Genomic DNA, 23,832 nt, shown 5'->3' on the forward strand with positions numbered 1-23,832 from the left:
GTCCGATGCCCCCGACGATCGAGCAGAGCTTCATGAAGGCCCTCTTCCACGGCATCATCGCCGAGGACATCATCTTCCCGTACCCCGAGATGCCCGCCGAGGACCGGGAGACGACGTCGATGATCCTCGACAGCGTGCGCAGGTTCTTCGGGTCGAGCGTCGACAGCGCGAAGATCGATCGAGAGCACGCGATCGATCCCGGCCTCTTGGCCGAGATGAAGAAGCTCGGGCTGATGGGCCTGCAGATCCCGGCCGACCACGGCGGCGTCAACCTGAGCAACATGGCGTACACGCGCGTCATGCAGGAGGTCGGCGGGCTCGACGCGTCCATCGCCGTCACGCTCGGCGCGCACCAGTCGATCGGCTTCAAGGCGATCCAGCTCTTCGGGACGGAGGAGCAGAAGCAGCGCTACCTCCCGAAGCTCGCGACCGGCGAGTGGATAGCCGCCTTCGCGCTGACGGAGCCGGGCGCCGGCTCGGACGCAGCGGCGATCCGGACGCGCGCCGAGGTGTCGGCCGACGGCTCGTACTACACGCTGAACGGGTCGAAGATCTGGATCACGAACGGCGGCTTCGCCGACGTCTTCACGGTGTTCGCCCGGACCTCCGCCCTCGAGGAGGGGAAGAAGCCGAAGCTCACGGCCTTCATCGTCGAGCGGGGCATGGGCGTGAAGAACGGGCCGAACGAGCACAAGCTCGGGATCCGGGGCTCGTCGACGACGGAGCTCTTCTTCGACGACGTGAAGGTGCCGAGCGAGAACGTGCTCGGCGAGGTCGGCAAGGGCTTCAAGGTGGCCGTCGAGGTGCTCAACAACGGGCGGCTCGGGCTCTCGGCGGGGTGCGTGGGCGCCTGCAACACGCTGATCCGCCTGGCGCTCGACCGGGTCCAGGAGCGGCGCGCGTTCGGCCGGAGCATCGGCGATTTCGGGCTCATCAAGGACAAGATCGCGACGATGCTGGCGCACACGTACGCGCTCGAGTCCATCACCTACCTGACGGCGAGCCTCGTCGACGCCAAGGTCCCGGACTTCTCGATCGAGAGCGCGATCTGCAAGGTCATGGGGAGCGAGACCCTGTGGTTCGTGGTCAACGAGACGCTCCAGATCGCGGCCGGCATCGGCTACATGCAGGACTACCCCTACGAGCGGCACCTGCGCGACGCGCGGATCAACATGATCTTCGAGGGGACGAACGAGATCCTGCGCTGTTTCATGGCGCTCTCCGGGATGAGCGGCCCGGGCAAGGCGCTCGCGGACGTGGCGAAGGCGATGCGAGAGCCCATCAAGGGCTTCGGGCTGCTCAGCGACTTCGCGATCCGCAAGGCGAAGTCGGTGCTCGGGCGCGAGCGGATGTCGAAGGCGCACCCGCTGCTCAGCCGGGAGGCGGTCATCTTCGAGGACTACACGGCAGAGCTCGCCACGCACAGCGAGGACATGCTCCGGAAGCACGGGCGCGAGATCGCCGAGATGCAGTATGCGCAGCGCCGGATCGCGGAGATGGCCATCGACCTCTACTGTATGGCCGCGTGCATCTCACGCACGACCCGGGCCATCGAGCGGCGCGGCGAGGAAGGTGCGCGTCGTGAGATCGATCTCACAACCGTGTTCGTCGGCATGGCGCAGAAGCGGCTCAGGGAGCATGTTTCGGACTTCCAGAAGAACGACGACGAGCTGCGCAAGGCCATCGCGGTGCGAGCCTATGCGGATCGCGCCTACCCGTTCGATATTCTCTGATCGCATCCCGGCGCACCTCGGCTGACATCGAGTACCATGGAGTCACCTCGAGGGAGATGAGCGCCCCACATCTCCTGCGCCCACGCGGATCAGGCGTGTCGCGCGCTGCGCCTCGATGGCTCGATGACCCGATGACCGCCCGAGCGCGCCGAGCGAGTCAGAATGACACGCTCCATTTCCGGAAGTTTTCACCGCACGGCATGGACGGATTGCGATACAATCAACGGGAGTAGTACTGGCGTAGACCCTTCGACAGGAATCAGGTGATCACTTGTCCCAGGCTAGGGCATTGGGTAGCAGGTGCGGAGCCATGAAGGAGACTGCTGAAGGTCGGGCCGTCATGGAGAAGTATCGCCTCGAGCGCCGGCTCGGGGGCGGGGGCATGGGGGACCTGTGGCTGGGCTTCGACATCAAGCTCCGGCGCCGGGTGGTCATCAAGTTCATCCGGAGCTTCGCGGCCACCGAGCCCGAGCTGATCGCCCGCTTCGAGCGCGAGGCGCGCGCCTCCGCGCGCGTCCGGAGCCCCTACGTCATCGAGACTTACGATTACGGCGTCGATCGCGGCTGCGCGTTCATCGTCATGGAGTACCTCGAGGGGGAGGACTTGAACCGCCGCCTCGAACGGGATCAGAAGCTCCCGCTCGCGCAGGCGACGGTCCTGTTCACGCAGCTCGGCAAGGCCCTCGACGCGATCCACGCCGCGGGGGTGATCCACCGGGACCTGAAGCCGGGGAACATCTTCATCACGTGCTCGGGCGGCGATGAGCTGATCAAGGTGCTCGACTTCGGCGTCGCGAAGTCGTCTTGCTCGCGCGACCGGATCACCAAGACGGGCATGGTCCTCGGGACCCCTCGGTACATGAGCCCCGAGCAGACCATGGCGCCCAGGCAGGTCGATTACCGCAGCGATCTCTGGTCCATGGCGGTGATCCTCTACCGCGCGATCACCGGCCAGTGCCCTTTCGCCGGCGCCAACATCAACGAGCTCGTCCGGCACATCTGCCAGACCTCGTTCCCCAAGGCGTCCGAGCTCGCGCCGGAGCTCCCGACCGGGGTCGACGCGTTCTTCTCCCGGGCCTTCGCGTTCGAGCCCGACGCGCGGTTCCAGTCGGGCAGGGAGATGATGGAAGCGTTCTCCGCGCTCTTCCCCGCGCACGCGCAGGCCTCCCGGGAGCCGCTGCCCGCGAGCTCGTCGCCGTACGAGCGGAGCGCCATCGTGAAGCGAGGCGCGCTGGGCGGGCCCGCGGCCCCGCCGCGCTACGCCATGGATCAGACGACCATGGCCGCCATGCTGGCGACCCCAGCGAACGATCTCGGCGGCGCGCCGGCGACGGGCGACGCCGGAGGCCCCGCCTCGGACGACCGGCAGAGCGAGGTCGTGCTGGACAGCCGTGTCCTGCCGCCGCTGCGGCTCCCCTGGCTGGTAGCGATCGCGCTGCTCCTCGCGGCCGCTTCCGTCGTGTGCCACAGCATGGCCCAGGGCGCGCCGTGGTCGACGGAGCCCGCGGAGAGCCCGACGTCGATGGACCCGTGAACGGGCGCGGCGCCGCGCGCAGACCGGCGGCCGCGCAGCAGCCCGCCGGCAGGGCCTACCGCGCTTCGGTCTTCGGCGCGTCGGAGAGGCCGGAGATCCACCGCAGCTTCGGGGCGCCCTCGTCGATCCAGCGATCGCGCACCCGCCGCGCGAGCTCGGGGTGCTCGGTCGCCTTCACGGCCAGCACGGACACGAGGCACGTCCCCGGCCACGACTCGTAGGCGGCGACGGCTCCGGCGTAGTCGTCGCTGGCGAACACCGACGCGATGCTGCCGTCGAGGACCTTGAACACGAGCGGCCGCACCTCGCCGTCGATCTCCTGCGTCGTCCGGATGATCTGCGCCTCCCCGAGCCGCACGCCGTAGCCGTCGGCGAGCGGCGCGTGCTTCGCCCAGAACTCGTCGAGGCAGCTGTCGGGGTCGCTCGGCCCCGAGGTGCTCGTGTAGAGGACCGACAGCGCGGCGTAGTGCTCGTCGCCGTACCGGAACGTCGCGCGCGTCGGGTGGCTCCAGATCCGCACGCGGCGCCAGCTCTTCCCGTCGACCAGCGGCACGTCGAGCGTGTTGAAGCGGTCTCGCCGGCTCCCCCAGGGCTCGGCCAGCAACCGCTCGAGCGCGGCCCGCTCGGGGTCGGCGGCGTCGCCGCCCGGGTTCTCGCGGGTGACCGACGCCGGCGTCGGGGGCAACCCGGGCGGCCTCGACGGGGGGGTGCTGCTGCAGGCGGCGGCCGCGAGGCACGCGAGGAGAGGGGCCGCCGACGCGGCCCTCCGACCGGTGGAAGAGCGCGCAGTCGGCCTGGAGCAGGGCATGGGCAACACGAGCCTCGGCAAGCGGTTCTCAGCGACGGCAGCCCCGCGAGCGAATCCCGCGGCGCCGCTACAATCGGACCTCGCGCATCGAAATTTTATTCTTGTCGAAGATGCCCAGCCCGAGCTCGCCCGCGATGCGGATGTACGAGGGCTCCCGGCTCGCCTCTTTGAGCGTGGGCAGCCCGTTCTCCTTGCGCCAGCCCTCGACAACGCCCCAGCCGATCACATCCATGGCGACCGGATCGGTCGTTGCGTACACCGACTCGTGCAGGACGCGCCGCTTCGGGTTCTTGTCGAGCGGCCCCTGATCGTAGATGAGCTTGAAGCCGTCCGTGATGTGCAGCCGGACGCGGCTCTTCACCACGTCCTGAGCGTAGAGCTCGGCGATCTGCGGGCTCGCGGTGTGCTCGTGGAAGGAGTGCGGGTTGATCGTCGCGCCGTGGGTGATGTTCTTGAGACAGCCGGTGTAGCCGCAGATCGAGTGGTCCTTGATCAGCGAGACGTTGATCACCGCGGTCGCCTCGGTGAAGGGGCGGACGAACTTGGTGGGGATGCCGCAGACCGAGATGCTCGGCATCACCGCGTCCTTGTTCTCGTGCACCGCGGCGCGGATCCCGGCCGGGAACTCGGCGGCCGGCTTGGCCGTCCGGTCGGCGCAGCGGGTGCCGGCGAGGAAGGACGGGTACTGCTCGAAGATCATGACGTTCTCCGCGGGGACGCCGGCCGCGATGACCCCGCGCACGATCTCGAGCACGAGCTCCTTGTTGGTGGCCATGGTCGCGCCCTTCTGGCCGGCGATCCCGTTGGCCTTGATCGCCACGCGGTCGTCCTTGTGGACGAAGCGGCCGAACGCGGCGCCGAGATCGCTCTTCCCGGTGAGCTCCGCCATGGCCCGCTCGAGCATCGCCTTCGCCGCGGCCGCCTCGGGCCAGAGGCCGTTCGGCTGCAGCGAGTTCGACTTCGTGACCTTCACGATCTTCCCTGGGATGGAGAGCGGCGTGAAGCCGGGGGGCGGCTTGGCCGCGAGGCTCGGCGGCGCGTCCGCGAGCGCGGCGTGCGGGCCGAGGAGCACGGCGCCCGCGGTGCCGGCGGCGAGGCCGCCGAGGAAGGCTCGGCGCGAGCGCCCCGCGGGGCCGGGATCAACGAAGCGACGGGGATCGTAGGGCATAAGACCTCGTGGTGAGCGCCTTGCGGCGGGGTGGATGCCGCCGGGTCGCCGGGCGCCCGGAGCGCTGATGGTAGCCGAGCTTCGCGCTCGAGACACGACGCCCGGCCCCGGCCCCGGGCGCGCCGGCCTCCCGGACGGCGGCGCCCGGGCCTCCACCCGCGGGGCGCGGGCTGCCCGGGCGGCCTCCGTCGGGAGCGAGCTCGACCGGCGAGCGCGCCTCCGCCATGGCGGCGCCAGGCCGGCGAGCGCCGGTCGCGCGCCATTCGCCCGGTTTTTTTCAGGGGATCGCGCGCCGGCATGCCGCTCGCTTGGCGGCGCCGCCGAGGAGACGAACGCCGCTCGCGTGCGCGGAGGGCGACGTCCTTTGCACGAGAAGGAGGCGCAGAGCGATGCAAGCGACATCGAAAGGGACGGGCTCGCCCGGCGGGCGGGCCGATGCAGGGCAGGACGCCCATCCAGGGCAGGACGACGAGGTGCGTCGCCCGTGGCGGGAGCGGGCGCTGGCAGCGTTGAGGGACTCGGCCTGGACCGCGCTGGGCGGCAAGGTCGTGGCGTACGTCGCGGGGTTCTTCGCGCTGGCGCTCGTGGGCTCCGGCCACGCGCAGAGCCTGCTCCCGGACCGGAAGGCAGACCCGTCCGCCGGCCTGGCGATGGCCGCCGGCGACCCGGCGCCGTTCGGCGCCGCCGGAGGAAGCCCGCCACCCCAGGCCACGGCCGAGCCTGTCGCCGATGCGGGGGTCGCAGCGGCGCCGGCTCCGCCCGGCGATGCGGCGGCGGCGCCGCCCGGCGATGGCGGGGCGGGCGCCCCGGCGGGAGGCGGCGTGACAGCAGACGGAAAGGTCGTGCTGAACCTCGCGACCGAGGCGGACCTCATGCGCCTTCCGGGCATCGGTCCGGCGAAGGCGGCGGCGATCCTGGCGCTCCGCGCCAAGATGAAGCGCTTCCGGAAGGTCGACGATCTGCTCCGGGTGAAGGGGCTCGGCCGGCGGTCGCTGAAGCGGCTGCGGCCGCTCGTGCTCATCGATCCTCCCTCGATCGATCCTCCCTGAATCGAAGTTCCCATCGCCAGACTGCGCTCGAATGTCTCGTCTCGGGCGCGCCGCGCCTCGGTCGCGTCGTGCAGAGCGGGAGGCGCCATGACCGGTGAGCGCGGCGGGCTCTCGCGCGGGAGGCCCCTTGCCCTCCGAGGGCGCTCGGGCACACTGCGCCGCGATGCACGTCCACTTCGTCGCCGTCGCGGGCACCGGCATGGGTGCGCTGGCGGGGCTCTTCAAGGCCGCGGGACACGAGGTCTCGGGCTCCGACGTCTCCTTTTACCCGCCCATGGGACCGGCCCTCGAGCGGTGGGGCATTCGGCTGATGACCGGGTTCGACCCCGCGCACCTCGATCCGCGGCCGGACCTCGTCGTGATCGGCAACGTCTGCCGCCCGACGAACCCCGAGGCGCGCGCGGCGATCGACGGCGGCATGCGGGTGACCACGATGGCGCACGCGCTCGCGGACCACATGCTCGCCGGCCGCTCCCCGCTCGTCGTCGCCGGTACGCACGGCAAGACGACGACCAGCTCGATGTGCGCGTGGCTCCTCCACGAGGCCGGCAGGGACCCCGGCTTCCTCATCGGCGGGCTTCCGAAGAACTTCGAGGCGAGCTTCCGGCTGCCCCAGAGCGCCGCCGCGGCGAGCGACCGGCGCGGCCTGCCGCTCCTCAACGAGGCAGGCGCCGATCGCCGCCGGACGCCGTTCGTCGTCGAGGGCGACGAGTACGACACCGCCTTCTTCGAGAAGACGCCGAAGTTCTGGCACTACCGGCCCGAGGTCGGCATCGTCACGTCGATCGAGCACGACCACATCGACATCTACCCCGACGCCGCGTCGTACGAGGCGGCGTTCCGCGGGTTCGTCGAGCGGATCCCGGAGACGGGGCTCGTCGTGGCGGCCGCGCACGATCCGCGGGTCGTCGAGGTGGTGTCGCGGTCGGCGCGCGCCGAGGTCGCGTGGTTCGCGCTCGAGGGCGACGACACGCACGGAAAGCCGCCGCACTGGCTCGCCGCGCCCGCAGAGGCCGGCGCCGACGGCCAGTCGTTCGATCTGTACGCTGGCGGCGTGATGGCGGGGCGCCTCGCCCTGAAGATGCCGGGGCACCACAACGTGCGCAACGCCGTCGCGGCGATCGCGGCCGCGGCGCAGGGCTTCGGCGTGCCGCTCTCGACCGTGACCGCGGCGCTCGCCAGCTTCGAGGGCGTGCGGCGCCGGCAGGATCTCCTGTTCGAGGCGCGCGGCGTCCGCGTCTACGACGACTTCGCGCACCACCCGACCGCCGTGGACGAGACGCTGCGCGCGCTCCGGTCCAGGCACCCGAGCGGCGCGCTGTGGGCGGTGTTCGAGCCGCGCAGCGCGACGGCGTGCCGCGCCCTGCACCAGGAGCCCTACGCGCGCGCCTTCGACGCGGCCGACCGCGTGGTGCTCGCGCCGCTCGGGCGGCCGGACATCGCCGCGGCCGAGCGGCTCGATCTCGACCGGCTGGTGCGCGACCTCGCGCAGGCGGGCAAGCGCGCCGAGGCGGCGGCCTCGGTGGACGCGATCGTCGCCGCGATCGCGCGCGACGCGCAGGAGGGCGACACGGTCGCGCTCCTGTCCAACGGGGCGTTCGGCGGCATCTACGACAAGCTCCGCGGCGCGCTGTCGACGAGGTCGCGATGAGCGGGCGCGGATCAGCGGAGCTGCTCGAGCTCTCCGGGATCGCGCTGCGCGTCGCCGAGGAGGCCGCGGCGCTCGTGCAGGCCGGGTTCCGCGCGGGCCCGCGCGGCCTGCGCGTGGAGGAGAAGGGGCCGCACGATCTCGTGACCCAGTTCGACCGGGCGAGCGAGGACCTGCTCGTCGCGCGGCTCGGCGCGCTCACGCCGGGCATCGCCGTGGTCGGCGAGGAGCAGGGCGCCGCGCGCGCCGCGGAGCCGCGCGGCGGGCTCGTCTGGTACGTCGATCCGCTCGACGGCACGACGAACTTCGTCCACGGCCACCCGTTCTGGTGCGTCTCCGTCGGCCTGATGGACGACGACACGCCCGTCGCCGGCGCCGTGGTCGCGCCCATGCTCGGGCTCCGCTGGACGGGCTTCAGGCCGCGCGAGCCAGCGCCGCTCGGCGCCTCGCCGGAGGCGCCGGGGGTCGCCGGCGAGGCGCGCCGCAACGGCGAGCGCTGCGCGGTCAGCGCCACGGCGTCGCTGGCGCACGCGATGGTGGCGACCGGCTTTCCGACGGTGCGCGACCGGGCTCCGGACAACAACTTCGACGCCTTCATGGCCGTCAAGCGCAAAGCGCAGGCCGTGCGGCGCTGCGGCAGCGCGGCGATCGATCTCTGCATGGTCGCCGACGGGACGTACGACGCCTACTGGGAGCGCCGGCTCCATTCCTGGGACGTGGCCGCCGGGAGCGCGATCGTGCGCGGCGCGGGCGGCGTGATCACCGCGCTCGACGGCGGTCCACCGGACTACCACGTCGGAAACATCGTGGCGTCGAACGGCCTGGTCCACGACCCCATCATCGCGCTCTTCACCTAGCCCGGCTCGCCAGCCCGCTCGGTCGCCAGGTCGCTCGACAGCCGGCTCAGGACCATCCGTAGGGCGTCGGGCGCTCGCGCACGAGCGTCGCGGCGTGAGCGCGAGACGCACGCGGCCACGCGACCGACGCAACCGACGCAACCGACGCGACCGGCGCAACCGACGCGACCGACGCAACCGACGCGACCACCAACGGCCACAACCGACCAACGGCCGCAACCGACGGAAGCACGCGACGCAAAACGTGAGAACCGTGCGGAGCAGCGGTTGACGGGGCCGCCCACGGAACTATCCTATGGTCGTTCCCTCTGCCGACTTCGTGAGGCGCTGGACGATTGAATCCCGAGTAAGCGAGAACCAGGGAGCCAACAACGATACCGTGGTGAGCTAGGCCCGGAACCATTCACCGGGAAGCCTGAAGCGGTACTTAGGCTCCCACCTAGCAGCTATGCTAGGGGTTCAAGTCCTTCTGCCCACGTCCTCGGCGGTACGGAACATCTCTCCTCTGCGGGCCGTTCATGCGGCCCGCAGTTCTTTTGTGCGCGCGACATCCGCTGTGCCCGCGACAGGTGCCCAGCGGTCGCCGCACCGCGGCGTCGCAGGTGACGCACGCCGCCCGCCCAGGCGCCGTGCGGCGCGCAACGGGATGCGGGGGCCCCGTGCTGCGCGCCGCGCGCGCCGGCGTCGGTCCAGGCCGGGCGCGCGCGCCGCACAGGACGCGCGTCGGTCCAGGCCGGCGCACGCCGCGCGGGCCGGCGTCGGTCTAGGCCGGCGCGCAGCGCGGGGCGCGCGTCGGTCCGGGCCAGCGCGCAGGCGGCGCCGGTGTGCGGCGGACGCCGGTGTGCGGCGGAGCAGCGCGACGCGGGGCGCGGGGCGCGCGGTGCCATCACGCGGACCGCGGCCCGGCTTTTGTTTCCGTTCTCATCCCCCTTCCGGTAGCTTCGGCCCTGCGATGGACACGAGATCCCCTCGATCTGCAGGAGCGCAGCACGACGAGCGGCGCCCGCTCGCCGGCGCAGCGCGGTTTGGGTCGTCGAGCCACCTCGGGCGCCGCGCCCCCGGCCGCGCGCGCCTCGCACGGCGCCTGGCCCTGACGCTCGCGATCCTCATGGCGCCCGGGGCGGCCCTGGCCGCGGTGACGCTCAAGGGCAGGACCACGGGCATGCCCAAGCTCCTGAACCCGGTCTGGAACGAGGCCAAGGACCCGAAGGCGAACCGGTACACGTTCCGCGAGCCCTCCCCGACCGTCCGCGCCGACGTCCGCGCGCTCGTCGGCTACATGCCGAAGGAGCTGTGCGTCGTCGCGCTCGGCGAGAAGGGCGAGCCGCAAAAGACGCCGCGGACCGTCGTCATCTCGGGCGGCCGCACCTCGCCCGTGACCGTCGTCGTCGCCCCGGGCCAGCAGATCCAGTTCGAGAACCACGATCCGTTCCCGCACAAGATCTACGACGTCGGCAACAAGGCGCTGCCGCCGGTCGAGATCGCCGCCGCAAAGACCCGCGCCTGGACGCCGCCAGGGCCGGGCAAGTACGAGATCCGCGACCAGCTCGCCCCGAGCATCCGGTCGTGGATCGTCGTCGAGCCGAAGGCCGTGGCGAGCGCCTACCCGGATCGTCAGGGGAACTTCGCCCTGGAGGTCGAGGCCGGCACGTACATGCTCCAGGGCTACTTCAACGGCGAGCCGGTCGGAAAGACCGTCGAGGCCGTCGTCAAGCCGGGGCCGGACCAGCAGCTCCTCAAGGAGCCCGTCGTCGTCGGCGAGGCCGGTGGGCCGAGCGCGGAGGCAGGAAAGTAGGCCATGCTGCTGTCGCGCTTCTGGTACGGGGTGCTCGCGCTCGCGCTCGGCGCCGCGATCTTCGTCCTCTTCGTCGCCGCCCAGCTCTACAACCGCTCGAGCCACCGCGCGATGAGCGAGGCGCTCAGCGCCGACTCCAGCGCCGTCGAGTGGTTCCTCAACGACGACGCCCGAAAACGATCGAGCGCGCTCATCCGCGTCGCGCTGAACCCGGCCCTGCGGACGGCGCTCGCCAAGTCGTCGGCCGACCCCAAGCCGGGCGCCGAGCAGCGCGAGAAGGCCCGCACCGCGCTGCGCAGCGCGGTCGCCGAGGTGCCCCCGGAGCTGAAGTTCGACCACGTGTGGGCCGTCGACGCGGCCGGCCGGGTCGTCGCGTCGGTGGACTTCGAGCACCGCGAGGACTGGGAGCTCGGCGGCTACCCGCTCGTCGCCGACGCCCTCCACGGCTGGATCCGCGACGACGCGTGGGTCTGGAAGGGCCGCATCCTCCGCGTCGTCGCGCGCCCCGTCGAGCAGGACGTCAACGGCGAGCCGGTCGGGGCCGTGATCGGCGCCAAGATCATCGACGACACCTTCGCCCGCGCGGTCACGAAGCGCACCGGCGCCGCCGTGGGCTTCTACGCCGAGGGGGCGCGCGTCGCCTCCGGCGCGCCCGAGGGGTTCGACAAGGCGAACCTCGACCAGATCACGCAGGATCTGAAGCTGCTCGACGACAACAAGGACTACATCGAGAAGGGGCGCTCCGAGGTGCGCGTCATCGGCAAGCACCTCGGCGTCGTCTACGCGCGGCTGCCCGGCGAGGCGTGGGAGCTGGGCGCCGGCTACGCGGTCGGCCGCCTCGCGGCGTCGGTCGACTCGCCGCTCAACTTCCTCGACAAGGCGAACAACGACGACAAGAGCCAGGTGCCCACGCTGCTGCTCCTGGCCGGCACCCTCGTCCTGGCCGCGATCGGGCTGGCCTTCTCGTTCCTGGAGCACACGCGGCCGCTCCACGTCTTCCGCAACGAGGCGGCGCGCTTCGCGAAGGGCGAGGTCGACGTGCTGGCGCCGAGCCGGTTCCGCGGCGCGTACCGGAAGATCGCGGCCGACATCAACGACGGCGTCGAGAAGGTGGCCGCGAAGGGCGGCGCGCCCAGGAAGGCCGCCGACCTCGAGCAGGTGCTCGGCCCGATCCCGGCGCAGCCGGCGATGAGCGCGTTCTCGGTGCCGCTCGGCCCCGGCGAGCCGCGCCCCGATTCGCGCCCGTCGTACCCGAAGCCGATGGTGAGCCCGCGCGGCCCGACGCGGCGGCCCGGCTCGCACCCGCTCAGCAACCCCCCGCCCGCCCGCGACTCCGAGGAGCCGGTCGAGGCGGTCGAGGAGATCTCGGACGCGAACATCGCGCTCTCCCCGCGCGGCCCGACGGGCGCCCCCGGGCTCCCGCCGCCGCGGCGCCCGCCGCCGCCGCCGCCCAAGGCGCCGGGCGCGCCCGCCCCGGCGCCCCCCGTCGCCGAGGCGACGAGCGCCCCGGAGGCCCCGGCCGCGCGGCAGGACGGCGCGGGGGACCCGGACGAGCTCGCCGAGTGGAACGCCGTCTACGAGGAGTTCCTGTCGGTCAAGCAGCAGTGCGGGGAGCCCACGAACGCCCTCACCTTCGAGAAGTTCAAGGGGACGCTGCAGCGCAACAAGGACGCGCTCGTGGCGCGCCACAACTGCTCGCGGGTGCGCTTCACGGTCTACGTGAAGGACGGCAAGGCGGCGCTCAAGGCGTCGCCGGTGAAGTGACCCGCCGGGGATCGCCCGCGCGGAGACGGAGACCATGAGACGAGGAGCTGCCGGCGCCGCGGGCGCCGCGTTCGCTGCGATGGTGGCCGCCGGCGCGGCGCGCGCGTCGTCGGGGCTCGACTCGCCTGACATCGGGGTGCTCCAGCTCGGCCGCGGCGGGGCGTGGGTCGCGCGGGCCGACGATCCGCTCGCGGCCTACTTCAACCCGGCGGGGCTCGCCGCGCAGCGGAGCAGCGTGCACGGCGGCGTCCACTTCATCCACCAGGCGCAGTGCTTCACGCGCCTCGGCCCCGACGGGCGCCCCGTCCCGCCGAGCACGACGACGGCGATCCCGGCGCCCGGCAGCGAGGGGGGCCCGGACCCGGAGGTGTGCGCCGAGGGCGGCATCTTCCCGAACCCCCAGCTCGCCGCGACCTTCCGCGTGAGCGACGCGCTCGCCGTCGGCGTCGCGGCGCTCGGCCCGCACGGCGTCGGCGCGCGGTCCTGGCCCGAGTCGCTCCCGTACACGCACCCGAGCTTCGGCGAGATGACGCAGCCGTCGCCCCAGCGGTACCTGCTCGTGTCGCTCGACGCCCTGATGCTGATGCCGACGCTCTCGGTCGGCTTCACGCCGACGGAGGGGGTCTCGATCGGCGCCGGCTTCATCTGGGGCGCGGCGGTCATCGACTTCGTCAACTTCGCCGAGGCGACCTCGGCCGCGGGCGGCGACGACTTCAACGCGCACGGCGATCTGCGCACGCGCGCGGAGGCGGAGGATCTCTTCGTCCCGGGCTTCGTCCTCGGCGCGCGCTGGGCGGCGACGGCGCACCTCGATCTGGGCGCGTGGTTCAAGTGGCAGGACGCGGTGCGCGCGAAGACCGACCTGACCGTCGAGTCGCGCTACTGGACGCCGGCGGGGGTGAAGAACGAGGACCCGTGCAGGGGCGAGGCGCCCGGGTGCAACGTCACCGAGGCGCGGGGCGCGGGCGAGCTCAGGATGCCGATCCCGATGGAGGCGAAGCTCGGCCTCCGGTACCACCGGCCGCGCGCCTTCGCCCTGCGGCCCGCGCAGCCCACCGCCGCCGCGCCGCGCACCCGCGACCCGATGATCGACGATCTCTTCGACGTGGAGCTCGACTTCACCTGGGCCAACAACAGCGCGGTCGACGCGATCGAGGTGCGGTTTCGCGAGGGCATCCCGGTGCGCGGCACGGTCGTGGGCACGGTGCCGCCCAACGCCGACGTCCCGCACCGCTGGCGCGACGTCTTGGGAGTCCGGCTCGGCGGCGATTTCGTCGTGCTCCAAAATCTCCTCGCGCTGAGGGCCGGCGGCTTCTTCGAGCAGAAGGGGCAGGACGACGCCGATCTGAACCTCGATTTCCACCTCGGCTATCGGGTCGGCGTCGGGGCCGGCGTGACCGCGCGCATCGGCCCGGTCGACATTTCGGCGGCGTTTCAGCACACGTCCTTCGGCCCGCTGGACAACGGCGGGAAGGGGCGCATCAAGGCCGTCTCCGGCGCCGTGCCGAGCGGCTACCGCAGCATCCAGAGCGTGAACGGCGGCCGCTTCGAGAGCAGCCTGGACGAGTTCGGTCTGAGCGGAACGATGCGCTTCTGAGCGGGCGGCCGATCGCGCGTGGAAGCGGCGGGGGGCGCGGCGCAATGCGGCGCGGCCGCGGCCCAATGCGGCGCGACGGGGGCGCGGCGGCGCGCCGGGCGGTCGACGCGGAAGGCGGTCGCGCCTATAAGATGGCTCCACCATGAGTGAATCGAACGTCCGTAACCTGGTCATCATCGGCTCCGGTCCTGCCGGGCTCACCGCCGCCATCTACGCGGCGCGCGCCAACCTGAAGCCGCTCCTCATCGAGGGCTTCAGCGCCGGCGGCCTGATCCCGGGGGGCCAGCTCATGTTCACGACCGACGTGGAGAACTACCCCGGCTTCCCCGAGAAGATCACCGGCCAGGAGCTGATGCAGCGCTTTCGCGACCAGGCCGCGCATCAGGGCACGGAGATCGTGACCGCGGACGTGACCAAGGTCGAGCTCACGGGCCACCCGTTCAAGGTGTGGGTGGAGGACACGCTCTACCTGGCGAAGGCGGTGGTGATCGCGACGGGCGCGCGCGCCAACTACCTCGGCCTCGAGAGCGAGGAGAAGCTCAAGAACAAGGGCGTCAGCGCCTGCGCCGTCTGCGACGGCGCGCTCTTCCGCGGCCAGGACGTCGTGGTCGTCGGCGGCGGCGACACGGCGATGGAGGAGGCCTCGTACCTGTCCGGGCTCTGCAGCAGCGTCACGCTGGTGCACCGCCGCGACGAGTTCCGGGCGTCGAAGGCGATGGTCCAGCGCGTGGTCGAGAACCCGAAGATCAAGATCCTCTACAGCCACGTCGTGGAGGAGGTGCTCGACGTGAAGGCCGACATGGTGACCGGCGTCCGCGTCAAGAACCTCAGGACCGGCGACAGCCACCTCGTGCCGGCGGCGGCGATGTTCGTCGCGATCGGCCACACGCCGATGACGGATCTCTTCGTGGGGCAGCTCGAGACGCACCCGAACGGCTACCTGAAGACGGTGCCGGGCTCGACGCGCACGAACATCCCCGGCGTCTTCGCCGCGGGCGACGTGCAGGACTGGAACTACCGCCAGGCCGTGACGGCCGCCGGCACGGGCTGCATGGCCGCGCTCGACGCGGAGCGCTGGCTCGCGCAGCAGGGCGGCCACTGAAGGGACGGCGATGGTGGACGCGCTGCGCGAAGAGCTCGCCGATCTGACCGCCTCGGTCCGGGCGTTCCTGGAATGGCACGCGATGACCGGCGCGGACGGGCTGCCGGGCGACCCTTCGGCGCTCCACGAGGCGCTGGGCGCGTCGTCCTCGGAAGGCGGTCCGCCGGCCGCTCGGCGGCCGGACCGGGGCTTCGCCGGGCTGGACGCGCCCGCGCCGGCGGCGCCGCGTGGTGGCGGCGGCGCGGCCTTCGCGCCGCCAGCGGGCGCGGCCTTCGCGCCGGCAGCGCAGCGCAGCGCCGGCGGCGCCGCCCCGGCGCATCCGGAGCAGCGCGCCGCCTTCGCCTCCCCGCCGCACCCCGAGCAGCGCGCCGCCGAGGCGCAGCCGGCGCGGGCGCCGGTGCAGCCGCCGCGGGCTCCCGAGCCGTCCCCCCGCCCTGCCGTGAGCGCCGCGGCGGCGCCCCGCGCCGAACCGGCTGCGCGCGCGATCGCGGCAGCGCAGCCGGACGCGCCCGAGGAGCGCTTGGCGCGGCTCTCGCTCATCGCGGAAGAGGTCCGCACCTGCCAGAAGTGCCCGCTCCACGAGGGCCGCACCCACACGGTGTTCTCGCGCGGCGACCCGCTCTCCGAGATCGTGTTCGTCGGCGAGGGGCCAGGGGCAGAAGAGGATCAGCAGGGGGAGCCGTTCGTCGGCCCGGCGGGGCAGCTGCTCGACAAGATGATCGCGGCGATGGGGTACCACCGCGACGGCGTCTACATCTGCAACATCGTGAAGTGCCGGCCGCCGAAGAACCGGAAGCCGGAGCCCGCCGAGATGGCGGCCTGCAGCCCCTACCTCGCGTCCCAGCTCGCGCTGATCAAGCCGAAGGTGATCGTCGCGCTCGGCGCCACCGCGGTGCAGGGGCTGATCGGCACGACCGAGGGGATCACGAAGCTCCGCGGGACGTGGAAGCTCTATAAGGGCTCGATCCCGATCATGCCCACGTTCCATCCGGCCTACCTGCTGCGCCAGCCGGGCGCGAAGCGAGAGGTCTGGAGCGACCTGAAAGAGGTGATGCGCCACCTCGGCAAGAGCGCGCCCGACCGGGGCTGACGTGACTGCGTGCGCCTCCGGGCGCGAGACCTCGGCGGCGCAGGCGCCCGCAAGCGCCGGCGCCGCGGCGCAGGCGCCCTCCGCCGGGCTCGACGGCGCTGCGGCGCGGCCCTCCGGTGGCTCGACCGCGGCCGAGCCGTCGCCGCGGCTCTCGGCGGTGCGCTGCGCGCTGGCGCTCGTCGGCGCCCTGCCCTGGTGCATCCTCCTGGCGCGGAGCACCCTGCCGCTCGGAGGGCTCGGCGCCGCGCTCGATCGCCTCTTCGCGCCGCTGTGCCACCGCATGCCGGAGCGGTCGCTCGCGCTCGAGGGCGTCGTGATGCCGCTCTGCAGCCGCTGCGCCGGCATCTTCGCCGGCGTCGCGGCGGGCGCCGCGATCGCGCGGCCTCGGCTGACGATGTCGGCGTGGCGGCCGATCCTCATCGCCCTCAGCGCGTTGATGGCGCTCGACGTGGCGACCCAGGACCTCGGGCTGCGCCCCCCCTGGCATGCCACCCGCCTCGCCACGGGCCTGGCCTTCGGCTACGCCGTGACCGCGGGGTTCCTCGCGCAGCTCGCTCGCCGTCCGGGCTGAGCGCAAGCTCGCCCCCGAACGGCGCCCGGGCTGCGCACGGCGCGCTGGTCGCCCGGGCCGTGCGCAGCGCGCTCGTCGCCCAGGGTGCGCGCTACTTGCGACCGCCCATGGCCCTGCACTCGTGCACGGGGCCCTTCGTCGCATGGCGAACACACTCGCTGTACGCCGCGACGCCGTCCTTCCACTTGCCCGTGTCCTGGAGCGCCGAGCCCAGGTAGAGATAGGGCAGCGCGTCGGTCGGATCGGCCGCGATCGCCGCGCGCGACGCCTCGATCGCGTCCTTGTACCTGCCGCGGTTGAGGAAGCTCAGCGCTTCCTTCTTCAGCTTGCTTGCGTCCTCGGCGTTGGCCGCGGGCGCCGCGGCCTTCTCCGCCTCAGCAGCAGCGGCCTTCTCCGCCTCTGCCGCCGCGAGCCTCTCCGCCTCTGCCGCCGCGGCCTTCTCCGCCTCGGCCTGCTCTGCGGCAGCCTTCTCCGCCTCGGCCTTCTCCGCGGCAGCCTTCTCCGCCTCCTTCAGCGGATCCGGAGCGGCCTCCGCCCCCTTCGCGGCGGCGGGTGCCGGCCCCGCCGGCGCTGGCGCGGTCTCCCGTGCAGGGGAAGGATTCCCCGCCACGGCCACGAGCTTCGCCTGCGCGTGCGCCGGCTTCGACACGGGCGCCACCATCGCGATCGGCGCAGGCGCGGACGGCTTGCTCGCGACCACCGACTTGGCGACCACCGCGACGGAGATCACCCCGGCGAGCCCCGCGACCGCCGCGACGATCCGGCGAAGGCGCGCCCGGCGGGCGAGCGTCTCGGGCGACAGCTGATGCACCACCACGAGGCGCTCGTCGGCGTGGTCGTCGGGATCGCTGGCCGCTTCGGTGAGCGGCGGGAACGACTCCTCCTCGCGCCGGAAGAACGCCGCCGTCGGCGAGGAAGGGTCGATCAGATCGAGCGCGTCCGAGTCCGGCGCCGGCTCCTCGGACGAGGACGCGGCGGCTGCCGGTTGCTCCGAGGCGCCGGCTCGCTGCTGCGGCATCGGCGGCTCGGAATCCTGCACCTTGCGAGGCGCCGCGTCGCCCACGCGGCTCGACGGGGCCGGCGCTTCGGAGACCCGCGAAGCAGCGGGCGCCTCCACGGCCGCGCGAGCGGGCGCCTCCACGGACGCGCGAGCGGGCGCCTCCACGGACGCGCGAGCGGCGGGCGCCTCCGCGACCAGCGGAGCAGCGGCCTCCCGCGCTGCCGGCAACGCGGCAGGCGCCTCGACGGCCGGGGGCACAGCGGCCGCGCCGGCGTCGGCTGCCCCCTCAGGAGCATCGGAGAGGTCCGCGGCCGCCCCGGCGACGTCCTGGTCGCTCGCCGGCGGCCGCGTCGAGTCCTGCGTCGCGAGCGCCGGCCCCTCAGGCGCCGCCGACATGCGGGGCTGAGAAGCCCGAGGACGGAGGCTGCGGCCCCTGTTCGCGCGGGCCGATGCAAGAAGTCGCTTCGACATGTCCGAACCATCCTCCCGTGATCGTCACGCCCCCGATGGCGCAGGGGATCTGCGACTCGCCCTATTCATGATCCAGGCCGGCCCCAACGGCGAGCGCCCGCCCGCGGTTTCCGTGCGCTCGCAGCGCCATCCCGTGTGCCGGATCGTGCCGCGTGGCCCCATCCGGCCACCCCCGCGCTCGACATGAGCACACGGCGTCTCGTCCGACGAGAAATCGACAGCTTGCTCGCAACGGCACGCGCCGGGCGCGCGGGACGCCCCTCTCGGCGGACGCGCCCCTGAGGGGGCGGCGATCCAGGGCGACGGCGCCCCCGGCGCAGCGCACGTCAGCCTCCACCGAGCTGCACCGGCCGCCCCGCGACCGGGGCAGCGCGGAGCAGGACGAGCGTCGCGAGCTTCTTCTTCGCGTCGGAGCCGAGGATCGTGCCCGCCAGGTTGTGCGCCATCTCCCACGGCACCTCGTCGTCCGCCGAGAAGAACGCCACCGACGCGCTGCACGCGGCGATGTCCTTCGTGAGCTGCTCGCCGGTGTGCGACAGATCCGGGCCGGCGAGCCCCTTGCGCTGGCGCTTGCCCATGCCGCCGCCGAACGGCCAGATCGCGGTCGCGAGGTCCTTCAGCACCATCGCGCTGACGGCGCACGCGGGGGGCTTCGACACGCGCCCCTCCGGGACCACCGTGATCTCCTTCGGGAGGTCGTCGCGGCCGTCGGTCTTGATGAGCACCGTCGGCGCGCCGGCCGCGCCGAGCTCCGTCACGACGGCGGCCACCGCGCTCGGCTTCGCCTTCTTCTCGGCGAGCAGCGTGACCGGCTTGCCCTCGATCGGCAGCGCGCGGATCACCTTCGAGAGCTTCTCCGCGCCGTCCTTCTGCGAGAGGTCCACGCGCTGGCCGCCGATGTAGGGGCCCATCGAGTCGACGAGCAGCTCGGGCATGCCCTTCGGCTTCGGCGGCTCGGCGGGCGCCTCGGCGACCGGAGCCGCGGTGGCGGCGGGGCCGGGCTCGGGCGGCTTCGGCGCGCTCTCGCACGCCGCCGCGGCCAGGGTCAGACCGGCGACGGCCGCGAGGCGGGGCAAGACGCCGGAACAGAGGCAGGAAGCTCGCATGGCGCGGCAGTGTAACCAACCGGCCTGGCTCCGCGCACCTTCGCTGTGCGAGAGTTCGCGCGATGGCTTCCCCGCTCGTGGAACGGCTCGCTCAGCTCGGATCGTCCGCCCGAACCGCCGTCGAGGACGACCGGGGGCAGACCTCCTTCGCGGCGCTCACCGAGCGAGCCCTCCGCGTCCGCGGCGCGCTGCTCGCCGACGGCGGGCGGCGCGGCGCCGACGCGCTCGCGGGCCCGAGCTCCCTCGAGGGGGAGCGGATCCTGCTCCTCGTGCCGCCCGGCGCGGCGTGGGTCTCGGCCTTCCTCGGCGTCCTCCTCGCCGGCGGGATCGCGCTGCCGCTGTCGGCCCTGTACCCGCCGGCAGAGCTCGCATGGCTCGCGAGCGACGCCGGCGTGCGGCGGATCCTCGTCGGCGACGAGCTCGCCGGGGTGGCCGCCCCGATCGCGCAGGGCCGCTCGGTGCTCCGCGTGGAGGACCTCGAGCGCGCCGCCCCGGGGCCGGAGGGGGCGCTCTCCGACATCGCCGCGGACGATCCGGCGCTCTTGCTCTACACGAGCGGCACGACCGGCAAGCCGAAGGGGGCGCTCCTCACGCACCGCAACCTGGCCGTGCAGGCGGAGCTCCTGCGCGCGGCCTGGGGCTTCTCCGAGCACGACGCGCTGCTGCACGCGCTGCCGCTGCACCACCTCCACGGCGTCGTCATCGCGCTCACGACGTCGCTGCTCGCGGGCAGCGCGACGAGGATGCTGCCGCGCTTCGACGCCGAGCGCGTCGCCGCCGAGATCGCGCGCGGCTCCGTCACGGCGTTCATGGCGGTGCCCACCATGTACCAGCGGCTGTTCGAGCAGATCGACCGCGGCGGCGCGCCCGGCTTCGCCGCGGGGGCGCGGGCCCTACGGCTCGCGACGAGCGGCTCGGCGGCGCTGCCGGTGACGCTGGCCGAGCGCTGGCGCGACCTCACCGGCGCGATCCCGCTCGAGCGCTTCGGGATGACCGAGATCGGCGTCGGGCTGAGCAACCCGCTCGATCCGGGCGGCCGGCGGGCGGGCTGGGTCGGCTCCCCGCTGCCGACCGTCGAGGCCCGCATCACCGACGACGCGGGCAACGCGTCGGAGTGGGCGCCGGGCGAGGCGCCGGCGCGGCCCGGCGGCGCCGCGGTCGCGCGGGGCGAGCTCTGGATCCGCGGGCCGAGCGTCTTCAAGGGCTACCTCGGGCGCGAGGACGCCACCGCCGCCGCCTTCCAGGACGGCTGGTTCCGCACGGGCGACGTCGCGGAGCGCTCCAGCGACGGGTGCTTCCGGCTCCTCGGGCGGACCTCGGTCGATATCCTCAAGAGCGGCGGGTACAAGCTGTCGGCCCTCGAGATCGAGGAGGCGCTGCGGGAGCACGGCGCGATCGCCGAGGTCGCGGTGATCGGCGTCCCGGACGAGGCGTGGGGCGAGCGCGTCGTCGCGGTCGTCGTCGCCGCGCCGGGGCGAGAGGCGGAGTGCGCGACCGGACCGCTCCGCGCCTGGGCGAAGGAGCGGCTCGCGCCCTACAAGGTCCCGCGCGAGTCGCTCGTCGTACCGAGCCTGCCGCGCAACGCGATGGGCAAGGTCGTCAAGCCGGAGCTCGTGAAGGCGATCGCTGCGGGCGGCTCCGGAGGGAGGGACCCGCGCGCGGGGTGACGGCGAGAGCCGCCCGAGCCGCGCGGCGGACGTGCTTGACCGAGCCGCTCCGCTCCGGCCTACTCGGCCCGATGCAGACTGCCCCCTTCGGCCCGGCCGCGTACGGCGGCCTCGCGGTTCAGCCGTTCGCGCACCCCACCTACACCATCAAGCGGCCCTTCTGGTCGCTGCTCGGCCGCAAGTTCCACGTCTATGCGCCCGACGGCACCCTCGTGTGCTTCGTCAAGCACCCGCTGCTCAAGCTGCGCCAGGAGTTCACCCTCTTCGCCGATGAGTCGGAGTCGCAGCCGCTGCTCACCATCCGGTCGCGGCAGGTCGTCGCCCTGAACCGGTGCCTGGACGTCCTCGACGCGCGCACCGGCGAGCGGGTCGGGACCATCCGCTCGCGCGGCCTCAAATCGATCGTCCGCGATACGTGGGACATCCTCGATCCCGCGGATCAGCCGGTCGGGCTGATGCAGGAGGACGGCGCCGCGCTGCTCCGCCGCATGTTCCCGCTCCTCGTCGGCAAGTGGCACATCGAGCTGCACCAGCAGGAGGTCGCGAAGGTGACCCAGGTGTTCCGGTTCTTCGTCAAGGAGTTCACGCTCGACCTGTCGATGAACCAGGGGAGGATCGACGCCCGGTTCGCCATCGCCTGCGCCCTGCTCGCGCTCATGGCCGAGACCGCGCGCGAGTCCGGCTGACCCCGCGCCCCGCCGCGGAGGGGGGGCGCCCGCCGCCTCCGCGCATCGATCGCCGCCCGGTCGCCGCCCGGTCGCCGCCCGGTCGCCGCCCGGTCGCCGCCCGGTCGCCGCCCGATTGCCGTCCCATCGCCGCCCGATCGCCGAAACTTGGCCCGTTTCGGTGAGTTCTGCGAGGTTGCCGCGCGATGCGCCTCGATCCTGTCTCCCGCCTCGACGTTGCCTCCGAGGAGGGCCGACCGCCGTCCCCCCCTGTGCCCCCGTCCGGACTGGCCCGCTTCGCCGCAAGCGGGCAGGGCGAAGGCGCCGAGCGCGAGCTCAGGGCGCGGCGCTTCCTCTGGGCGAGCGCCCCGGCGGCGCAGGACGGGCAGCTCCGCGCCGCGCTCGACGAGGCCGTAGAGCTCGCGCTGGCCATGCGCGGCGCGCTGCCGCCGCGGGTCCAGGAAGGCGCCCCGCTCGAGGCGGTGATCGCCGACCAGGTCTTCCGCGCGAGGGCGCTCGGCGCCGCGGGGCTCGCCGTCGGCCTGCCGCGGCTCGCGGGCGGCGCGCGGGGCGCGCTCCACCCGGAGGACAGCGCGACGCTCCTCGCGTGGCTCGGCGCGGCGCGCGAGGCGCCCGTCGCCCTCGTGTTCGATGAGGTCGACAGGTCCGCGCAGGTGCTCGCGCCGGTGCCCCTCGCGGACCTCGTCGAGAGGAACGCGCCCGAGGGGCACGGCGCCGCCTCCCACATTCGCGCGCAGGCGCGCGGCCTCGCCGCGCGCGAGCCGGAGCGCGGCCTCGCCGCACGCGAGCCGGAGCGCGGCCTCGCCGCGCGTGAGCCGGAGCGGCCCATCCGGCCGACGCAGCCGAGCGCCGCCGCGCCCGCCCCGGACGAGGCGCTCCCGGCCGAGCCGACGGCCTCCGAGCCGCCCGCAGCGCCCGCGTCGCCCGCCGCCGCCGAGGGGCGGACCGAGGCGAGGCCGCGCGGCGTGCTGCCCCCCCGCTCGTCGAGGATCCGCCGCCCGGACGCACCGGCGGCCGTCCTCGCCCCCGGGAGAGGCCTGGGGGCCGCGCCGGCGCAGGGAGCGGGCTCGCCGCCCGCCGCGAACGAGACGCTGGCGATGGCCCTGGCCAGCGTCGACCCGGCCGTGGCGCCCGCCGATCCGGGCGCGCCGCCCGCCAACCCTGGCGCTGCGATCGAGGGCGCGGGGACCACGCTCAGGCCGCCGCGAGCCGCGCACGAGGCCGCGCCGATCGCGCCCGCCGCGCCCATCGCGCCCGCTGCGCCGGTCGCCGAGGCCGCCCACGCGGACAACGACGCGCTGCCGCCGACGCGCAGGGAGCGGAAGGCGCCGCGCAACCGCATCCTCAGCGCGGCCGAGTGGCGAGCGCTCGCCGTCGAGCTCGACAACGCCCGCGGCCCGAAGCCGGTCCGGGTCATCGAGCAGCTGTTCGCGACCCACTACACGCCGCTCCTCGGCGCGACGCTCGCGGGCGAGACGGACGCGGCCGTGCGCGGCGTCGTCGACAGCTGGAGGACCAGCTTCGAGCACAGCTACCGCGAGGCGTTCTCGGCGCTGCGCGTGACCGGCAAGCGGCCGCCCATGGTGTTCGACGCCCCGGACATCGCCGCCCGCATCGCCCGCCTCAACGGGGCGCGCGGGGTGAAGCTCCTGCTCGTGGACGCGATGCGCTTCGACCTCGGCGAGCGCGTCGCCGCCCACCTGAAGGAGATCATGATGGATCGGGCGATCCTGGTGGAGCGCTCGCTGCTCTGGGCGGCGCTGCCGCCCACCACGACGGCGCAGATCTCGCTGCTCGCCCGCGGGCCGGACGGGCTCCGCGAGACGATGCCCCCGAGCGAGGCGGAGCCCGCCATCGCCCGCGGCCGCGCGGTGGCGACCCTGCGGCGCGAGCGGGTCGGGTCGCGCGAGCTGATGAAGCTCGATCTCGTGGAGGCGCGCCTGCGCGCCGCGGGGCCGCCGTTCGCCGAGCGGATCGAGGCCATCGCGGAGGAGGTCGCCGACGTTGTCGCGCGGTTCATGGCCAGCCTGCCGCCGCGGACCCTGCTGCTCGTCTTCGGCGATCACGGGTTCCGCATGACGCCCATGGGCGACGGCACCGCGACCGGCCCGGCGTCGCAGGGAGGAGGCTCCCCCGAAGAGGTGCTCGTCCCGGCGCAGGCGTGGCTCGTCGGCGGCGTGCACTGA

Annotated in this window: 18 protein-coding genes and 1 other RNA gene; 15 read left to right on the top strand and 4 right to left on the bottom strand. The window is 73.6% G+C overall.

Translation table 11 applies throughout. From position 1 onward, the window contains the following. The first annotated feature begins 5 nt into the window (after positions 1-5). Positions 6-1,733, top strand: a complete 1,728-nt coding sequence (locus WMF33_RS42420) for an acyl-CoA dehydrogenase family protein (RefSeq protein ID WP_437333923.1) — start codon at positions 6-8, stop codon at positions 1,731-1,733. A 310-nt stretch (positions 1,734-2,043) separates the two neighbouring features. Further along, complete coding sequence (locus WMF33_RS42425; RefSeq protein WP_437333924.1) at positions 2,044-3,267, top strand: serine/threonine-protein kinase; 1,224 nt, start codon at positions 2,044-2,046, stop codon at positions 3,265-3,267. Between the two features lie 55 nt (positions 3,268-3,322). Here WMF33_RS42425 and WMF33_RS42430 read toward each other — a convergent pair whose 3' ends face one another. Together WMF33_RS42430 and WMF33_RS42435 are read right to left on the bottom strand one after the other, a co-directional pair. Then, positions 3,323-3,952, bottom strand: coding sequence for a hypothetical protein (locus WMF33_RS42430; protein WP_437333925.1), 630 nt, complete (start codon positions 3,950-3,952; stop codon positions 3,323-3,325). A gap of 190 nt (positions 3,953-4,142) precedes the next feature. Further along, the gene (locus tag WMF33_RS42435) at positions 4,143-5,243 is read right to left on the bottom strand and encodes a DUF362 domain-containing protein (RefSeq protein WP_020740671.1); all 1,101 of its coding nucleotides are present in this window, start codon (positions 5,241-5,243) and stop codon (positions 4,143-4,145) included. A gap of 389 nt (positions 5,244-5,632) precedes the next feature. Between WMF33_RS42435 and WMF33_RS42440 the strand changes: the two genes are divergently transcribed. From WMF33_RS42440 to WMF33_RS42485, 10 genes are all read left to right on the top strand, one after another. Next, complete coding sequence (locus tag WMF33_RS42440; RefSeq protein ID WP_437333926.1) at positions 5,633-6,292, top strand: ComEA family DNA-binding protein; 660 nt, start codon at positions 5,633-5,635, stop codon at positions 6,290-6,292. 163 nt (positions 6,293-6,455) lie between these two features. Then, complete coding sequence (locus WMF33_RS42445) at positions 6,456-7,943, top strand: UDP-N-acetylmuramate--L-alanine ligase (protein WP_437333927.1); 1,488 nt, start codon at positions 6,456-6,458, stop codon at positions 7,941-7,943. Continuing rightward, positions 7,940-8,797, top strand: a complete 858-nt coding sequence (locus WMF33_RS42450; protein ID WP_437333928.1) for an inositol monophosphatase family protein — start codon at positions 7,940-7,942, stop codon at positions 8,795-8,797. Before WMF33_RS42445 ends, WMF33_RS42450 begins: the two co-directional genes overlap by 4 nt. A gap of 302 nt (positions 8,798-9,099) precedes the next feature. Next, a non-coding RNA gene (gene ssrS / locus WMF33_RS42455) (6S RNA) lies at positions 9,100-9,292 on the top strand. Between the two features lie 457 nt (positions 9,293-9,749). After that, entirely contained in the window at positions 9,750-10,592 is an 843-nt protein-coding gene (locus WMF33_RS42460) for a hypothetical protein (RefSeq protein ID WP_437333929.1), read from the top strand. A gap of 3 nt (positions 10,593-10,595) precedes the next feature. Further along, positions 10,596-12,356, top strand: a complete 1,761-nt coding sequence (locus WMF33_RS42465) for an MXAN_5187 family protein (protein WP_437333930.1) — start codon at positions 10,596-10,598, stop codon at positions 12,354-12,356. A 34-nt stretch (positions 12,357-12,390) separates the two neighbouring features. Beyond that, positions 12,391-13,953 (top strand): OmpP1/FadL family transporter, encoded by a 1,563-nt coding sequence (locus tag WMF33_RS42470; RefSeq protein ID WP_437333931.1) that lies wholly within the window; start codon positions 12,391-12,393, stop codon positions 13,951-13,953. 142 nt (positions 13,954-14,095) lie between these two features. Then, positions 14,096-15,055, top strand: a complete 960-nt coding sequence (trxB, locus tag WMF33_RS42475) for a thioredoxin-disulfide reductase (RefSeq protein ID WP_020740678.1) — start codon at positions 14,096-14,098, stop codon at positions 15,053-15,055. Between the two features lie 10 nt (positions 15,056-15,065). Continuing rightward, entirely contained in the window at positions 15,066-16,145 is a 1,080-nt protein-coding gene (locus WMF33_RS42480) for a uracil-DNA glycosylase (protein ID WP_437333932.1), read from the top strand. Position 16,146: 1 nt separating this feature from the next. Beyond that, positions 16,147-16,716: a DUF2085 domain-containing protein gene (locus WMF33_RS42485; RefSeq protein WP_061623273.1), complete on the top strand. Its 570-nt coding sequence runs from the start codon at positions 16,147-16,149 to the stop codon at positions 16,714-16,716. Positions 16,717-16,807: 91 nt separating this feature from the next. Here the strand turns inward: WMF33_RS42485 and WMF33_RS42490 are convergent, their stop codons facing one another. Together WMF33_RS42490 and WMF33_RS42495 are read right to left on the bottom strand one after the other, a co-directional pair. After that, positions 16,808-17,734 carry a hypothetical protein gene (locus WMF33_RS42490; RefSeq protein ID WP_437333933.1) on the bottom strand — a complete coding sequence of 309 codons (927 nt, stop codon included), beginning with the start codon at positions 17,732-17,734 and terminating at the stop codon, positions 16,808-16,810. Between the two features lie 779 nt (positions 17,735-18,513). After that, the gene (locus WMF33_RS42495; RefSeq protein ID WP_437333934.1) at positions 18,514-19,293 is read right to left on the bottom strand and encodes a biopolymer transporter ExbD; all 780 of its coding nucleotides are present in this window, start codon (positions 19,291-19,293) and stop codon (positions 18,514-18,516) included. A 62-nt stretch (positions 19,294-19,355) separates the two neighbouring features. Between WMF33_RS42495 and WMF33_RS42500 the strand changes: the two genes are divergently transcribed. The 3 genes from WMF33_RS42500 to WMF33_RS42510 all read left to right on the top strand — a co-directional run bounded on the left by WMF33_RS42500 (position 19,356) and on the right by WMF33_RS42510 (position 23,832). Beyond that, positions 19,356-20,960 (top strand): AMP-binding protein, encoded by a 1,605-nt coding sequence (locus WMF33_RS42500; RefSeq protein WP_437333935.1) that lies wholly within the window; start codon positions 19,356-19,358, stop codon positions 20,958-20,960. A 71-nt stretch (positions 20,961-21,031) separates the two neighbouring features. Next, the gene (locus WMF33_RS42505) at positions 21,032-21,646 is read left to right on the top strand and encodes a hypothetical protein (protein ID WP_061621764.1); all 615 of its coding nucleotides are present in this window, start codon (positions 21,032-21,034) and stop codon (positions 21,644-21,646) included. 185 nt (positions 21,647-21,831) lie between these two features. Further along, on the top strand, positions 21,832-23,832 hold the full coding sequence (locus WMF33_RS42510) for a hypothetical protein (protein ID WP_437333936.1): 2,001 nt from the start codon (positions 21,832-21,834) through the stop codon (positions 23,830-23,832).

Origin of the sequence: Sorangium sp. So ce394, from assembly GCF_051474665.1 — a bacterium.
Classification (GTDB): Bacteria; Myxococcota_A; Polyangia; order Polyangiales; family Polyangiaceae; genus Sorangium; species Sorangium cellulosum_D.

Excerpts from the sequence above, each read along its gene's own strand:
- WMF33_RS42420 (WP_437333923.1), top strand. The coding sequence starts at position 6 with ATGCCCCCGACGATCGAGCAGAGCTTCATGAAGGCCCTCTTCCACGGC.
- WMF33_RS42425 (WP_437333924.1), top strand. The coding sequence starts at position 2,044 with ATGAAGGAGACTGCTGAAGGTCGGGCCGTCATGGAGAAGTATCGCCTC.
- WMF33_RS42435 (WP_020740671.1), bottom strand. The coding sequence starts at position 5,243 with ATGCCCTACGATCCCCGTCGCTTCGTTGATCCCGGCCCCGCGGGGCGC.
- WMF33_RS42440 (WP_437333926.1), top strand. The coding sequence starts at position 5,633 with ATGCAAGCGACATCGAAAGGGACGGGCTCGCCCGGCGGGCGGGCCGAT.
- WMF33_RS42445 (WP_437333927.1), top strand. The coding sequence starts at position 6,456 with ATGCACGTCCACTTCGTCGCCGTCGCGGGCACCGGCATGGGTGCGCTG.
- WMF33_RS42450 (WP_437333928.1), top strand. The coding sequence starts at position 7,940 with ATGAGCGGGCGCGGATCAGCGGAGCTGCTCGAGCTCTCCGGGATCGCG.
- WMF33_RS42460 (WP_437333929.1), top strand. The coding sequence starts at position 9,750 with ATGGACACGAGATCCCCTCGATCTGCAGGAGCGCAGCACGACGAGCGG.
- WMF33_RS42465 (WP_437333930.1), top strand. The coding sequence starts at position 10,596 with ATGCTGCTGTCGCGCTTCTGGTACGGGGTGCTCGCGCTCGCGCTCGGC.
- WMF33_RS42470 (WP_437333931.1), top strand. The coding sequence starts at position 12,391 with ATGAGACGAGGAGCTGCCGGCGCCGCGGGCGCCGCGTTCGCTGCGATG.
- trxB (WP_020740678.1), top strand. The coding sequence starts at position 14,096 with ATGAGTGAATCGAACGTCCGTAACCTGGTCATCATCGGCTCCGGTCCT.
- WMF33_RS42480 (WP_437333932.1), top strand. The coding sequence starts at position 15,066 with ATGGTGGACGCGCTGCGCGAAGAGCTCGCCGATCTGACCGCCTCGGTC.
- WMF33_RS42490 (WP_437333933.1), bottom strand. The coding sequence starts at position 17,734 with ATGCCGCAGCAGCGAGCCGGCGCCTCGGAGCAACCGGCAGCCGCCGCG.
- WMF33_RS42495 (WP_437333934.1), bottom strand. The coding sequence starts at position 19,293 with ATGCGAGCTTCCTGCCTCTGTTCCGGCGTCTTGCCCCGCCTCGCGGCC.
- WMF33_RS42500 (WP_437333935.1), top strand. The coding sequence starts at position 19,356 with ATGGCTTCCCCGCTCGTGGAACGGCTCGCTCAGCTCGGATCGTCCGCC.
- WMF33_RS42505 (WP_061621764.1), top strand. The coding sequence starts at position 21,032 with ATGCAGACTGCCCCCTTCGGCCCGGCCGCGTACGGCGGCCTCGCGGTT.
- WMF33_RS42510 (WP_437333936.1), top strand. The coding sequence starts at position 21,832 with ATGCGCCTCGATCCTGTCTCCCGCCTCGACGTTGCCTCCGAGGAGGGC.